Origin of the sequence: Nocardioides sp., assembly GCF_024509035.1 — a bacterium.
GTDB lineage: Bacteria > Actinomycetota > Actinomycetes > Propionibacteriales > Nocardioidaceae > Nocardioides.
In genome coordinates, this window is sequence record NZ_JANINT010000015.1 from 1 (window position 1) to 13,706 (window position 13,706).

11 protein-coding genes are annotated in these 13,706 nt (G+C 73.5%); 4 read left to right on the top strand and 7 right to left on the bottom strand.

What is annotated here, in order from left to right; all coding sequences use genetic code 11:
• Positions 1 to 607: TetR/AcrR family transcriptional regulator (locus Q0L15_RS01695; protein WP_296601792.1), on the top strand; the 607-nt coding region annotated here is incomplete at its 5' end.
• On the opposite strand, the gene Q0L15_RS01700 is transcribed toward Q0L15_RS01695, so the two are convergent.
• Entirely contained in the window at positions 533 to 1,777 is a 1,245-nt protein-coding gene (locus Q0L15_RS01700) for a benzoate/H(+) symporter BenE family transporter (RefSeq protein ID WP_296601794.1), read from the bottom strand. The genes Q0L15_RS01695 and Q0L15_RS01700 overlap by 75 nt on opposite strands.
• Positions 1,778 to 1,825: 48 nt before the next feature.
• On the opposite strand from Q0L15_RS01700, the gene Q0L15_RS01705 reads away from it, so the two are divergent.
• Positions 1,826 to 2,356: a helix-turn-helix domain-containing protein gene (locus tag Q0L15_RS01705; RefSeq protein ID WP_296601796.1), complete on the top strand. Its 531-nt coding sequence runs from the start codon at positions 1,826 to 1,828 to the stop codon at positions 2,354 to 2,356.
• A 3-nt stretch (positions 2,357 to 2,359) separates the two neighbouring features.
• On the opposite strand, the gene Q0L15_RS01710 is transcribed toward Q0L15_RS01705, so the two are convergent.
• The 3 genes from Q0L15_RS01710 to Q0L15_RS01720 form a co-directional block, all read right to left on the bottom strand.
• Positions 2,360 to 5,746 (bottom strand): pyruvate carboxylase, encoded by a 3,387-nt coding sequence (locus Q0L15_RS01710; protein WP_296601798.1) that lies wholly within the window; start codon positions 5,744 to 5,746, stop codon positions 2,360 to 2,362.
• Positions 5,747 to 5,815: 69 nt separating this feature from the next.
• The gene (locus tag Q0L15_RS01715) at positions 5,816 to 7,306 is read right to left on the bottom strand and encodes a PH domain-containing protein (RefSeq protein WP_296601799.1); all 1,491 of its coding nucleotides are present in this window, start codon (positions 7,304 to 7,306) and stop codon (positions 5,816 to 5,818) included.
• Complete coding sequence (locus Q0L15_RS01720) at positions 7,303 to 7,812, bottom strand: PH domain-containing protein (protein ID WP_296601800.1); 510 nt, start codon at positions 7,810 to 7,812, stop codon at positions 7,303 to 7,305. Before Q0L15_RS01720 ends, Q0L15_RS01715 begins: the two co-directional genes overlap by 4 nt.
• Before the next feature lie 19 nt (positions 7,813 to 7,831).
• Here Q0L15_RS01720 and Q0L15_RS01725 point away from each other — a divergent pair, with 19 nt between their 5' ends.
• Positions 7,832 to 9,139: a hypothetical protein gene (locus tag Q0L15_RS01725; RefSeq protein WP_296601802.1), complete on the top strand. Its 1,308-nt coding sequence runs from the start codon at positions 7,832 to 7,834 to the stop codon at positions 9,137 to 9,139.
• On the opposite strand, the gene arsM is transcribed toward Q0L15_RS01725, so the two are convergent.
• Positions 9,111 to 9,953: an arsenite methyltransferase gene (gene arsM / locus Q0L15_RS01730; RefSeq protein WP_296601803.1), complete on the bottom strand. Its 843-nt coding sequence runs from the start codon at positions 9,951 to 9,953 to the stop codon at positions 9,111 to 9,113. The genes Q0L15_RS01725 and arsM overlap by 29 nt on opposite strands.
• Positions 9,954 to 10,042: 89 nt before the next feature.
• Here arsM and Q0L15_RS01735 point away from each other — a divergent pair, with 89 nt between their 5' ends.
• Positions 10,043 to 10,387: a metalloregulator ArsR/SmtB family transcription factor gene (locus Q0L15_RS01735; protein WP_296601805.1), complete on the top strand. Its 345-nt coding sequence runs from the start codon at positions 10,043 to 10,045 to the stop codon at positions 10,385 to 10,387.
• 54 nt (positions 10,388 to 10,441) lie between these two features.
• On the opposite strand, the gene Q0L15_RS01740 is transcribed toward Q0L15_RS01735, so the two are convergent.
• Positions 10,442 to 12,214 (bottom strand): biotin carboxylase N-terminal domain-containing protein, encoded by a 1,773-nt coding sequence (locus tag Q0L15_RS01740; protein WP_296601806.1) that lies wholly within the window; start codon positions 12,212 to 12,214, stop codon positions 10,442 to 10,444.
• Positions 12,215 to 12,314: 100 nt separating this feature from the next.
• On the bottom strand, positions 12,315 to 13,520 hold the full coding sequence (locus Q0L15_RS01745; protein WP_296601808.1) for an oxygenase MpaB family protein: 1,206 nt from the start codon (positions 13,518 to 13,520) through the stop codon (positions 12,315 to 12,317).
• Positions 13,521 to 13,706: the final 186 nt, after the last annotated feature.

The following is a 13,706-nucleotide window of genomic DNA, read 5'->3' on the forward strand; positions in this document are numbered from 1 at the left end:
CATGAGCCCCAAGGCCGCCTATCACCACGGACACCTGCGCGAAGCGCTGGTGCAGGCCGCCCTCGCGGCGGTGGCCGAGGGGGGCGTGGAGTCGGTCTCGATGGCTGACGCGGCCCGGCGGGCGGGCGTCACCGCGGCGGCGCCGTACCGCCACTTCGCGAGTCGGCAGGCGCTCCTGCTGGCGACCGCGATCGAGACAGCGCGCGCGCTCGACCTCCGACTGTCGGCGGCGGCACGTGCCGGCGAGGACCCGGTCGAGCTGCTGGCCGCCGCGGCGGCGGCGTACACGGCCTTCTACCTGGAGCGCGGCGCCGGGCTGGACCTGATCTTCCTCCCGGAGCTGCGTGCGCTGGGGGACGCCGAGCTCGCCGACGCCGGGCGGCGGGTGATGGACGGCGTCCTCCCTGCTGCGCGGGAGGTGGCCGCCGGCGCCGAGGAGGCGATCGTGCTCCTGGAGCAGGTGTTCGCCATCGCCCACGGCTACGCCCGGCTGCACGACGTCGCGCTCTCGACGCGTCGGCTCACCACCGCCTCAGCGGTCGCCGATGCGGCCGCCGACGCGGTCCGGCTGGTCGCCGCGCGGACGGCGCAGCTGGCGCAGGCGTGAGCCACGGTCGGCGGCGAGCACGGGCCGCAGGACCAGCCCGGCCAGCAGCGCCCAGAACGCGGCGCCGATGCCGAGGATCGTGATGCCGGACGCCGCGACGAGGAAGCAGACCACCGCCGCCTCGCGGCCGTCCTCGTCGCCGAGCGCGCCGGTGAGGGCGGCGCCCAGGGTGCCCAGGAGGGCCAGGCCGGCCGCTGCCTCGATGACGTCGCCCGGCCCCGCGGCGACCAGGGCGGCCAGCGCGCCGGAGGCGAGCGCGAGCACCAGGTAGGTGCAGGCCGCGCTGACGCAGGCGATCCACCGCCGGGACCGGTCCGGGCCGGCCGCGGGGCCGGCGGCGAGCGCGGCCGTGATGGCCGCGAGGTTGATCGCGTGCCCGCCGAACGGCGCCCCGGCCAGGGTGCCGAGCCCGGTGACGGCCATCGTCTCGCGCCACGGCACCTCGTAGCCGAAGCTCGCGGTGATCGCCACGCCCGGGACGTTCTGCGAGGCCATCGTGACGATGAACAGCGGCACGGCGATGCTCACCACGGCAGGCAGCGTCCAGGTCGGGGTGGTCCACGCGACCGTCGGGAGCAGGTCGGACGCCGACACCGACGACCCGGCGTCGGCGACGACCACGACCAGGGCGACCGCGAGCGAGACCGGCACCGCCCAGCGCCGGGACACCGGGTGCATGAGCAGCCAGGCCAGCACGACCGGTCCGACGAGGTACGGCGAGTCCGCCATGCCCGTGACCGGAGCCAGGCAGATCGGCAGCAGGACTCCCGCGAGCATCGCCCGCGCCAGTGAAGCGGGGATGCGCGAGATCAGCTCGCCCAGCCAGGGGATCAGCCCGGTGAGCAGGATGAGGCCGGCGGTCACGACGAACGCCCCGACCGCGGCCGGCCAGCCGCCCTCGACCGTGCCGGTCGAGACGAGCAGTGCCGCGCCGGGGGTCGACCAGGCGAGCGTGATCGGCCGGCGGTGCCGCACGCTGAGCCACAGCATGCCGAGCGCCTGGGTCACGAAGACCGACAGCAGGCCGGAGGCCGCCTCGGCCGGCGTCGCGCCCACCGCGGCGAGGCCCGCGAGCACCACGACGAACGAGCTGCTGGACCCGACGACGGCCGTGACGATCCCGGCGAGGACGGGCGTGGTGTCGCGCCGGGCGGTCGCTGCTGGCACCATGGAGGAAACTCCGTTCTGTAAACAGAACGCACCGTAGCGGAGGTGGACATGGCGAGCGAGCCGGGAGCGGCCGCGGGCGCGCGGGTCCGAGCCCTGCGCGAGGAGCGCGGCCTCACGCTGACCGCCCTCGCCGCGGCGGCCGGCATCGGCAAGGGCTCCCTCTCCGAGCTGGAGTCCGGCCGCCGCAACCCCACGCTGGACACGCTCTACGCGGTCGCCGGGCCGCTCGGCGTACCCCTCGGTGCGCTGCTCGACTTCCACGCGGGTGCGGTCGCCGCCGACGAGGGCTTCGAGGGCGTGCTGCTCCACACCGAGCGGGGGGAGTCCGCGACGTCGGAGGTCTACCTGCTGCGGGTCGCCGCCGGCGTCACGCGGGAGTCACCTGCCCACGCGGCGGGCGCCGTCGAGCAGCTGGTGGTGATGGCGGGCAGCTGCCGGGTCGCGTACGCCGACACGGTGGTCGACGTCCCGACCGGCGGGCACGCCGTCTGGCCGGCCGACGTGCCCCACCGCTACACGGCCACCGGCGACGCCGACCTGCGTGCGATCAACGTGATCGTGACGCCGAGCAGGTCCTGAGGCTCACCCCAGCACGAGCACCAGGTCGCCGCCCTCGACAGCCTGGGTGCCCGACAGCGCCAACCGCTCGACGGTGCCGGCCACCGGGGCGGTGATCGAGGCCTCCATCTTCATGGCTTCGATCGTCGCCACGGTGTCGCCGGCGGCGACCTGCTGACCCTCCTCGACCACGATCGTCACGACGCCCTGGAACGGCGCCGCGACGTGGCCGGGCTGGGAGGTGTCGGCCTTCTCCGCCGCCGCGACCTCGGCCGCGACGCTGCGGTCGCGCACGCTCACCGGCCGGAGCTGGCCGTTGATCGTCGTCATCACCGTGCGGAAGCCGCGCTCGTCGGGGTCGGTCACGGCCTGGACGCCGAGGATCAGCGTCTTGCCCTCCTCGATCTCCACCTCGTGCTCCTCGCCGCGGCGCAGGCCGTAGAGGTAGTCGAGGGTCGGCAGCACCGAGGTGTCGCCGTACCGGTTGCGGGACTCGGTGAACTCCTTGGTCGGGCCGGGGAACAGCAGCTCGTTGAGCGTACGGCGGCGCGTCTCGCTCGAGCCCGCGAGGCCCTCCTGCTGCTCGGTCGTGAGCTCCTCCACGGGCGGCTTGTGGGACCGACCGGCCAACGCCTTGGTGCGGAACGGCTCGGGCCAGCCACCCGGCGGGTCGCCGAGCTCGCCGCTGAGGAAGCCGATCACGGAGTCGGGGATGTCGAACCTGCCCGGGTCCTCGGCGAACTCCACCGGGTCGGCGTCGACGGCCACCAGGTGCAGGGCCAGGTCGCCCACGACCTTCGACGACGGCGTCACCTTCACGATGTTGCCGAGGATGTCGTTGGCCGCGGCGTACATGTCCTCGATCTGCTCGAACTTCTCGCCGAGACCGAGCGCGATCGCCTGCTGGCGCAGGTTGGACAGCTGGCCACCCGGGATCTCGTGGCGGTAGACCCGGCCGGTGGGCGACGGCAGCCCGGACTCGAACGGCGCGTAGACGCGGCGGGTCGCCTCCCAGTACGGCTCGAGCGCGCACACGGCGGCCAGGGACAGCCCGGTCTCGCGCGGGCCGTGGTCGGTCGCCGAGACGAGGGCCGACAGGGGCGGCTGCGAGGTCGTGCCCGCCATCGAGGCGGTGGCCGCGTCGACGGCGTCGACGCCCGCGTCGATCGCCGCGAGCAGCGTCGCGAGCTGGCCGCCGGGGGTGTCGTGGGTGTGCAGGTGCACGGGCAGGTCGAACCGGTCGCGCAGCGCGGTGACCAGCGTGCGTGCGGCCGGCACCCGGAGCAGCCCGGCCATGTCCTTGATCGCCAGCACGTGCGCGCCGGCGTCGACGATCCGGTCGGCGAGCTCGAGGTAGTAGTCGAGCGTGTAGAGCGTCTCGTCCGGGTCGGACAGGTCGCCGGTGTAGCACAGGGCGACCTCGGCGACCGCCGTGCCGGTCGCGCGGACCGCCTCGATCGCCGGACGCATCTGGTCGACGTCGTTGAGGGCGTCGAAGATGCGGAACACGTCGATGCCGGTGGCCGCGGCCTCCTCGACGAACGCGTTGGTCACGTCGGTGGGGTACGGCGTGTAGCCGACGGTGTTACGACCGCGCAGGAGCATCTGCAGGCAGATGTTCGGCACCGCCTGGCGCAGCGCGGCCAGCCGCTCCCACGGGTCCTCGGCGAGGAAGCGCAGCGCCACGTCGTACGTCGCGCCGCCCCAGGCCTCGACCGACCACAGCTGCGGCGTGGTCCGCGCGACGTGGCCGGCGACCGCCAGCAGGTCGCGGGTGCGGACGCGGGTGGCCAGCAGGCTCTGGTGGGCGTCGCGGAACGTCGTGTCGGTGACGGCGACGTGCTCCTGCGCGCGCAGGCGACGGGCGAACTCCTCGGGCCCGACCTCGAGCAGCAGCTGGCGGGTGCCGTCGGGGGCGGGGACCTCGAGGTTGACCTCGGGGAGCTTGGTCGCCGGGTCGATGCTCACCGGCGCGGCGCCGTACGGCTGGTTGACGGTGATGTCGGCGAGGTAGCTCAGCAGCTTGCTGCCGCGGTCGCCCGTGCCGCGGGCGCGCATCAGGTGCGGGTGGGTCTCGATGAACGAGGTGGTGACGTGCCCGGACGCGAAGTCGGGGTCGGCGAGCACGGCCTGGAGGAAGGGGATGTTCGTGGAGACGCCGCGGATGCGGAACTCCGCGACGGCGCGGCGGGCCTTCTCGACCGCCTTGTCGAACGTGCGGCCTCGGCAGGTCAGCTTCGCGAGCATCGAGTCGAAGTGGGCGGAGACCTCGGCGCCGGTGTAGACGGTGCCGCCGTCGAGGCGCACCCCGCCGCCCCCGGGGGAGCGGTACGTCGTGATCACGCCGGTGTCGGGCCGGAAGTTGTTGGCCGGGTCCTCGGTGGTGATCCGGCACTGCAGCGCGGCGCCCCGCAGGGTCACGGTCTCCTGGGAGAGGCCGAGGTCGGCCAGCGTCTCGCCCGACGCGATGCGCATCTGCGACTGCACGAGGTCGACGTCGGTGACCTCCTCGGTCACCGTGTGCTCGACCTGGATGCGGGGGTTCATCTCGATGAAGACGTAGTTGCCCTGCGGGTCGAGGAGGAACTCCACGGTCCCGGCGTTGCGGTAGCCGATCTCCGTCGCGAACCGCACGGCGTCCGCGCAGATGCGGTCGCGCAGCTCGGGGTCCAGGTTGGGCGCGGGCGCGATCTCGATGACCTTCTGGTGGCGCCGCTGCACCGAGCAGTCGCGCTCGAAGAGGTGGATCACGTTGCCCTCGCCGTCGGCGAGGATCTGCACCTCGATGTGGCGGGGGTCGACGACGGCCTGCTCGATGAACACCGTGGGGTCGCCGAACGCGCCCTCGGCCTCGCGCATGCAGGTCTCGACGGCCTCGCGCAGGTCCTCGGGGCGATCGACCCTCCGCATGCCGCGGCCGCCACCGCCCGCGACCGCCTTCACGAACAGCGGGTAGGGCAGCTCGGAGGCGGACTCGACGAGGTGGTCGACGTCGGTGGACGGGTCGACGCTGGCCAACGTCGGTACGCCGGCGGCCTTCGCCGCGGCGATCGCGCGTGCCTTGTTGCCGGTGAGCGTGAGGACCTCGGCCGTGGGGCCGATGAAGGTGATGCCGGCGTTGGCGCACGCCTCGGCGAGCGCGGGGTTCTCCGAGAGGAAGCCGTAGCCGGGGTAGACCGCGTCGGCGCCCGAGCGCAGCGCCACGGCGACGATCGCCTCGGGGTCGAGGTAGGCGCGCACCGGGTGACCGCGCTCGCCGATCTCGTAGGCCTCGTCCGCCTTCAGACGGTGCTCGGACCAGCGGTCCTCGAAGGGGAACACCGCGACCGTGCGCGCACCGACCTCGTACGCCGCCCGGAACGCTCGGATCGCGATCTCGCCCCGGTTGGCGACCAGCACCTTGGAGAACATGCGCACAACCTATAAGTCGGTGCCAGCGTCGTGAGCCGGCCCACACCCTGCGAGACAGCGCGGCAGAGGCTACTCGGCAGTCACCACGAAGGGCGCGATCCAGTCCGGGCTCGCGTCGAGTGCGACGCCCACCGCGCGGACCTCCGGGACGTCGATCGCCGTCACGGCCTGTCGTCCCCCGGCGGTCGTGGCGGTCAGCGAGGTCAGCCCGGCCCGGCGCTGGAACCACGTCGAGCGGAGGTTCCAGCCGATCACCCCGTCGAGCTCGAGCGCCTCGCGGCGGCGGTCGAGGCTGCCCGATCGGACCACGAAGAAGCCGTCGGTGAGGGTGTGCCCGAGGGCGGCCACGCGGTCGGTGGCCAGGGCCCCGGCGACCGGCAGCGCGAGCGCGGCCAGCACCGGCACCCAGAGGGGCAGGTCGACGGTCAGCTCGAGCAGCACCGCGAGCGCGACGAGCGCTGCCGCCGGCACCAGTGCGCGGGTGTAGCGGCGGGCGCGGGCCCGCGGGCCGTGGCCCGTGAGTGGCGCGCAGAACGGCGCGTCCGTGCGCACGACCTCGGCGGCCACGCCGGCCACGACGGCCCGGGGAGCGGGCGGCACGAGCGTGGCGCTGGAGCCCTGCCCGCGGTCGAGACCGGTCACGATCGCGCTCGCTCGTGCGCCACCGGCGAGCCGGAGCCCGATCGGCTCCCCGATGACCACGCCTCGCAGCCGCTCGTCGTCGAGCGTGGTCTCGCGGGTCGTCAGCAGCCCGCGGCGCAGGTGCCAGGCGCCACCGGGCGTCGGACCGGTGTGGGAGAGGCGGAAGCCCCAGTTGGTGACGACGTACCCACCGATCGAGAAGAGCGCGACCAGGGCGAGCAGCGCCAGGACCCCGACGGGCACGGCGAGCCACAGCGACCACGCTCCCGCGTCGTCGCTGAGGCGCTCGGTGTCGACGTCGAGGCCGCCCAGGGAGTTGGCCACCTGGCTCAGCAGGCCGACGGCGCCGGCGGCGATCACCAGCCCGGAGCTCGTGAACGGCGCGTAGCGCACCCAGGCCGGGTCGAGCTCGAGGATCGCGGGCGGGACCTGGTCCGCGGGGCCGTCGTGGGCCGGGCCGACGAGCAGCAGGTCGTGGCGCAGCTGCCGGGCGCGCTCGGCGGGCAGGCCGTCGAGGTCGAGGCGGTCGTCGTCGTCCGAGGACGCGGTGCCGGTGCCGATGCGCACCGAGGTGAGGCCCAGCAGGCGGTGCACCGGCGGCGCGGTCACGTCGACGGTGCGGACCCGGTCGACCGGCGTCGAGAGCACGTGCCGGTTGAGCAGGCCGCGCCGCAGCTCGACGCGTCCCTGGGCGATCCGGTAGGAGGTCGTGACGTAGCGCAGGACCCCCAGGCCGACCGGCACCGCGACGCCCACCAGCTGCCACCACTCGCCGGCGCCACCGGAGGCGGTGCCGGCCACGAACACCCCGAGCAGCACGGGCAGGAACCGGGCGAGCTCCTTGACCGGGTAGACCAGCAGCATCCGCGGGTCGAGCCGCTGCCAGCCGTCGTCGGTGCGGACCGGGTCGTCGCTCACGTCGCGTCGCCCGGCTGGGTGTCAGCCATCAGCGTGAGCTCGTCGACCAGTGCGAGCGCGCGCTGGCGCTCGAGGCCGGCGATCTCCAGCGCCCCCGCGGCCGACGCGGTGGTGACGGTCACCGTGGCCAGTCCGAACAACCGGGCGACAGCGCCCTCGGCGTGGTCGACGGTCTGGATGCGCGACATCGGGGCGATCCGCCGTTCGCGCGCCCACCAGCCGGTCTGCGTGTAGACGGCGGTGTCGGTGACCTCCCACCGGTGCACGCGGTAGCGCCACTGCGGCACGACCACGACGTACCCCGCCGCGACGAGCGTGACCAGGACCAGGGCCCACCACGGGATCGGCGCCCAGCCGGCGACCGGTCCGGCGATCACGAGCACGACGAGGAGCACGAGCCCCTCGATCGCCGCCGTCAGCCCCCACATCAGCCGCGCCCGCGGGCTCACCCGTTCGCGCGGCTCGCGCAGGGTGGGCGCCGCGGCGGGCTGACTCTCGAGCGACATGCAACCGAAACTATCGGTCGTGCGTACACCCCTCATGACCCCGCTCCGATGTGCTCCTGCCCTGCTGCTCCTGACCGGTGGGATCGCGCTCCCGGCCGCGGTCGCCGGTGCCGCGGCTCAGGCGCCCCCGACGTGCCACGGCCGTGCGGCGACGATCGTCGGCACGCCCGGCGACGACGTGCTGCGCGGGACGTCGGGGCCGGACGTGATCGTTGCTCGCGCGGGCGACGACATCGTGAAGGGACTCGGCGGTGACGACGTCATCTGCGGCGGTGACGGCGCGGACCGGATCCAGGGCGGCGCGGGCGACGACCGCGTCTACGGGCAGCGCGACGCGATCCGATCCGATCGTGGCGGCACCTATCGTGCGCCGGACCTCATCGACGGCGGCGCCGGTGACGACCTGCTCGACGTGGGCACCGACGGGCGCCGCGTGGACCAGGACGGCCCGTACGGCGTCGTCACCTACGGCTCGGCCCGGGTGGGCGTGAGTGTGGACCTGGGTGCCGAGGCCGGGATGGGCACCGCTACCGGCGTCGGTCGCGACCGGATCGTCGTGGTGCCGGCGCGACGGTGCGGCGTACCGCCCTGCTTCGGCATGGTCGTCGAGGGCTCCTCGCACGACGACACGCTGCTGGGCAGCGCCGGGCCCGACCGCCTGCTGGGTGGGTGGGGCGACGACCGGCTCGACGGGCGGGACGGGGACGACGAGCTCGATGCCGACGGCGAGGGCACCTACGACGGGGACGATGACGACGTCGTGGCGGGCGGAGCCGGTGACGACCGGATCATCGGCTGGCGCGGCAGCGACGTCCTCGACGGTGGCGCGGGCGACGACCGGGTCGGCAGCCTCGCCCCGGTGGCGGCCGAGGTGCGAGGCGGGCTGGGTGACGACGACGTGTTCGCCACCGTCACCCGGCCCGGCTTCGTGCTCGACGGCGGTGAGGGCCACGACACCGCGCTGCTCGCCCGACCTGCGCGCGACCGTTCGACGGACGCCGGCCCGGTGCTCCTCGTGACGATGGGCGCGGGGACCGTGACCCGGGAGGGCCAGCTCCTCGGCACGATCGCAGGGCTCGACGAGGTCGCGCTCGACGACCACCTGCAGTGGCACTACCTCGGGACCGACGGGCGCGACGTCCTCACCGGCGGCTACTACTGGCCGCTGCAGGCCGAGACCTTCGGCGGCGACGACGAGGTGACCGGCAGCGGCAAGCGCGACCGGATCGACGCCGGCGAGGGCGACGACACCGTCGACGGTCAGGAGGGTCGCGACACCTGCCTGAATGCCGAGGTGGTCACGAGCTGTGAGGTGCTGACGCCCTAGCGGCAACCGCTAGGCCGGCCGGCTTGGTGGCGCGCACGATCGCGGCGTGCATGCCGTCGGCGGCCTCGTGGGTGAACTCGACCTCGGCGTCGGCGAAGCCCACGGCCGCGAGCCCCTCGAGGTACTCCGTGCGCGAGAGCGCGCCTGCGATGCACCCGACGTACGAGCCGCGCTCGGCACGGTCGGCGGGGGAGAGCCGGTCCTCGGCGACGACGTCGGAGATGCCGATGCGCCCGCCGGGGGTCAGGACGCGGTACATCTCCGCGAGCACCCGCGGCTTGTCGACCGACAGGTTGATCACGCAGTTGGAGATCACCACGTCGACCGACGCGTCGGGCAGCGGCACGTCCTCGATGGTCCCCTTGAGGAACTCGACGTTGGTCGCGCCGGCCTTGGCCGCGTTGGCGCGGGCCAGCTCGAGCATCTCGTCGGTCATGTCCACGCCGTAGGCGAAGCCGGTCTCGCCGACGCGGCGCGCGGAGAGCAGCACGTCGATGCCGCCGCCGGACCCGAGGTCGAGGACCCGCTCGCCCGCGCGGAGGGCGGCCACCGCGGTCGGGTTGCCGCAGCCCAGGCTCGCGGCGAGGGCCTCGGCCGGGACGTCGCCCTGCTGGCCCGCGTCGTAGAGCCCGGCGCCGAAGCTGTCGTCGACCGTACCGGTCGTGCCGCCGCAGCAGGAGTCGCCGCCGCAGCAGTCGTCGACGACCTGCAGCTTGTCGTTGACCTCGACGTTGGTGGCGCCGGCCTGCACGGCGGTCGCGGCCTGGGCGTAGCGGACGCGGACCTGCTCGCGCAGCTCCTCGGTGTGGGACATGGCACGGTCTCCTTCGCATAGATGGACTTCGATGTATCGACAATGATCGATAGATCGAAGTTTGTCAATGCGTGTGTCAGACTGGACGCATGGCGACCTCACTGCCCATCGTCGAGAGCGTGTGCTGCGCACCGCTCACCGAGGGTGCGCTCGAGCCCGACGAGGCCGAGCACCTGGCGCGCGTGTTCAAGGCGCTCGGCGACCCGACGCGGGTGCGGCTGCTGTCGATGATCGCCGCGCACCCCGGCCAGGAGGCGTGCGTGTGCGACCTCATCGAGCCGGTCGGGCTGTCCCAGCCCACCGTGTCCCACCACATGAAGCAGCTGGTCGACGCGGGCCTCGTCACCCGTGAGCAGCGCGGTCGCTGGGCCTACTACCGCGTGGTCGAGTCGGCGCTCGACGCCCTCAGCTCGGCCCTGCGCCCGGCCACCTGACCCGAAATGACGTTGACCCGCCCGAAAGTTTCGGGCGGGTCAACGGTGCTGGGGTCAGTCCTTGAGCTCGCAGATGACCGCGCCGTTGCCGATGGTCTGACCGACCTCGGCCTCGAGGCCGGTGACGGTGCCGGCCTTGTGGGCCTTGAGCGGCTGCTCCATCTTCATCGCCTCGATCACGACCACGGTGTCGCCCTCGGCGACCTGCTGGCCCTCCTCGACGACGACCTTGACGATCGTGCCCTGCATCGGGCTGGTGACGGCGTCGCCGCTGGCGGCAGCGCCGCTCTTCTTGGCGGTGGACCGGGTGGGCTTCTTCGCCGAGCCGCCTCCGGCGACGGCGATGCCGCCGAGACCGCCGGGCAGGACCACCTCGACGCGCTTGCCGCCGACCTCGACCACGACCCGCTGCTTCTCCTCGGGCTCCGGGGCCTCGGCCACGTCACCGTCGTACGGCGTGATCTGGTTGTCGAAGTCGGTCTCGATCCACTGCGTGTAGACGTCGAACTTCTCGCCGTCACCGATGAACGCCGGGTCGGACACGACCGCGCGGTGGAACGGGATGACGGTCGGCATGCCGTCGACGACGAACTCGTCGAGCGCGCGCCGCGAGCGCTCGAGCGCCTGCGTGCGGTCGCGACCGGTGACGATCAGCTTGGCGATGAGGGAGTCGAAGGATCCCGGGATGGTCTCGCCGTTCTCGTAGCCGCCATCGAGGCGCACGCCGGGGCCGCTGGGCGGGCTCCATGCCGAGAGCGTGCCGGGGGCGGGCATGAAGTTGCGTCCGCCGTCCTCGGCGTTGATGCGGAACTCGATCGAGTGGCCGCGGATCTCCGGGTCGCCGTAGCCGAGCTCCTCGCCGGCCGCGATGCGGAACATCTCGCGGACCAGGTCGATGCCCGTGACCTCCTCCGAGACGCAGTGCTCGACCTGGAGCCGGGTGTTGACCTCGAGGAACGAGATCGAGCCGTCCTGCGCGACGAGGAACTCGCACGTGCCGGCGCCGTAGTAGCCCGCCTCCTTGAGGATCCGCTTGGAGGACTCGTAGAGCTCGGTCAGCTGTTCCTGGGTGAGGTACGGCGCGGGCGCCTCCTCGACCAGCTTCTGGTGGCGGCGCTGCAGCGAGCAGTCGCGCGTGGAGACCACCACCACGTTGCCGTGCTGGTCGGCCAGGCACTGGGTCTCGACGTGGCGCGGCTTGTCGAGGAACTTCTCCACCAGGCACTCGCCGCGGCCGAACGCCGTGACCGCCTCGCGGACCGCGGACTCGTAGGCATCCGGGATCTCCTCGAGCGTGCGGGCGACCTTGAGGCCGCGACCGCCGCCGCCGAAGACCGCCTTGATCGCGACCGGGAGGCCGTGGGCCTTGGCGAACTCCACGACCTCGTCGGCGTCGGCGACCGGGTCCTTGGTGCCCGGGGCGAGCGGCGCCTGGGCGCGCTCGGCGATGTGCTTGGCCTTGGCCTTGTCACCGAGGGCCTCGATCGCCGCCGGCGGCGGACCGATCCAGGTCAGGCCCGCGTCGATGACGGCCTGGGCGAAGTCGGCGTTCTCGGCGAGGAACCCGTAGCCGGGGTGCACCGAGTCGGCTCCCGACTGCTCGGCGACCGCGATGATCTTCGCGATGTCGAGGTAGGAGTCAGCGGGGGTCGCGCCGCCGAGGGAGTAGGCCTCGTCGGCGAGCCGCACGAACAGGGCGTCGCGGTCGGGCTCGGCGTACACGGCCACGGAGCCGATGCCCGCGTCCTTGCAGGCACGGATCACGCGGACCGCGATCTCACCACGGTTGGCGATGAGGACTCGTCGCAACGGCTTGCTCTGCGGCACTGGCACTCCTGGGTCTCCGGCGTCGTCTCGCGGGGCAGGCTACCCGCCAGCGGGCCGGATGACGCCGCCGTCCACTGTGGCCGATGTCACCGAGCTCGGCTCACTCGCCTGGAGCCCCGGTGGGCGAGACGCGCGTGAGGTCGCCGTGCTGCAGCCGCACCCGCAGGTCGCGACCACGACGACCGCGGCGTACGACGAGGTCGTCGCCGCCCGGGAGGCGACCGACCAGGTGGGTCCAGAACACGTTGGCGGGGATGCGGAGCGCCGGGTACCACGGGAGCCGTGCCGGCAGGCCGAGCTCGTGCATGCCGCGCCGGCCGTTGAGGAACGTCGCGGAGCTCAGTCCCATCTCGCGGGCCAGCCGCCCCCGCCAACCGCCGCCCGGCACGTCGGCCTGGCTGTCGACCAGTGCCCGCGCGAGCACCCTGCTGTTCTCGTCGGGTCCCGGGTCGTGGGAGAGCAGGTGGTAGATGATCCGGCGGCCGACCTTCTCGGTGTGGGGCAGCCAGTGGTCGTCGACGCCCATCAGCCAACCGATGTAGCTCCACAGGTGCATCACGGCCCGCGAGTCCCCGCGGCTCACGCGGAAGCCGAGGAGCCGGGCCTGCAGCAGGGGGGTGGTGCTGAAGACCGCGAGCGTGCTGGCCTGGTCGTACTGGTTGATCGGCGTGCCGCGCAACTCCCATTCCCAGCCCGGGTCGTGCTCGAGCTGGTAGTTCACGAACGCGTGCATCACCCGCACGTGCACGCTCAGCCGCCAGCCCTCCGCCCCGCGGCGGAGCCCGCCGTCCTCGATGCAGGCGAGGAACCACCGGCTCGTCTCCGCCGTACGCCGCGCAGCGCTGGTGCCCAGCAGCCGGCCCGAGCGCACCAGGGGCTCGAGGGCGGCCGCCGAGCGGTAGCCGCCGAGGAGCGAGCCCCAGGTGAGGAGGTCGAAGCCGTCCCACCCGAGCTTCTGCATCGCGCGCTCCCCGCGCTCGAGCAGGGCGTCGTCGACCCAGCTCGGCCGGCGCTCGACGACGTCGAAGAACCGGCGCAGCGCCACCGGCGCGTCCGGGACCGCGTCGATCCCGTGCTCGAGCGCCTCGCGGAACTGCGGCATCGTGACGCTGTGCTCCTCGCGGACCGCGCGCACGAGGTCGTGCGCCGGGTCGTCGCGCCGCCGGAGGCCGGCGCGCAGCCGGTCCAGCTCCGCCGCCGTGGGCTCGGGGTCGCGACCGGCGACCAGGCGCAGCGGCCGCGCGATCCGTCGCGACCACTCCGGGTCGGCGCCGAAGCGGGTGGGCGTCGCGACGAGGTCGGTCATGGCGGCACCATAAGATGAGCAAATGCTCATGTTCTACTCGCGTTCTGGGGTCGTGCGGTGACCGGCCGCACCAGTCCGCGGCAGGACCGGTCGCGGGCGATGGTCGACCGCCTCCTGGAGGCCGCGACCAGGGTGCTCGCCGAGCGGGGGTACGCCGGGCTCAGCACCAACCGGGTCGCGGCCACG

What these genes read in the sequence shown, in the direction of transcription:
- Q0L15_RS01700 (WP_296601794.1), bottom strand. Translation starts at nt 1,777, where the DNA reads ATGGTGCCAGCAGCGACCGCCCGGCGCGACACCACGCCCGTCCTCGCC.
- Q0L15_RS01705 (WP_296601796.1), top strand. Translation starts at nt 1,826, where the DNA reads ATGGCGAGCGAGCCGGGAGCGGCCGCGGGCGCGCGGGTCCGAGCCCTG.
- Q0L15_RS01710 (WP_296601798.1), bottom strand. Translation starts at nt 5,746, where the DNA reads ATGTTCTCCAAGGTGCTGGTCGCCAACCGGGGCGAGATCGCGATCCGA.
- Q0L15_RS01720 (WP_296601800.1), bottom strand. Translation starts at nt 7,812, where the DNA reads ATGTCGCTCGAGAGTCAGCCCGCCGCGGCGCCCACCCTGCGCGAGCCG.
- arsM (WP_296601803.1), bottom strand. Translation starts at nt 9,953, where the DNA reads ATGTCCCACACCGAGGAGCTGCGCGAGCAGGTCCGCGTCCGCTACGCC.
- Q0L15_RS01735 (WP_296601805.1), top strand. Translation starts at nt 10,043, where the DNA reads ATGGCGACCTCACTGCCCATCGTCGAGAGCGTGTGCTGCGCACCGCTC.
- Q0L15_RS01745 (WP_296601808.1), bottom strand. Translation starts at nt 13,520, where the DNA reads ATGACCGACCTCGTCGCGACGCCCACCCGCTTCGGCGCCGACCCGGAG.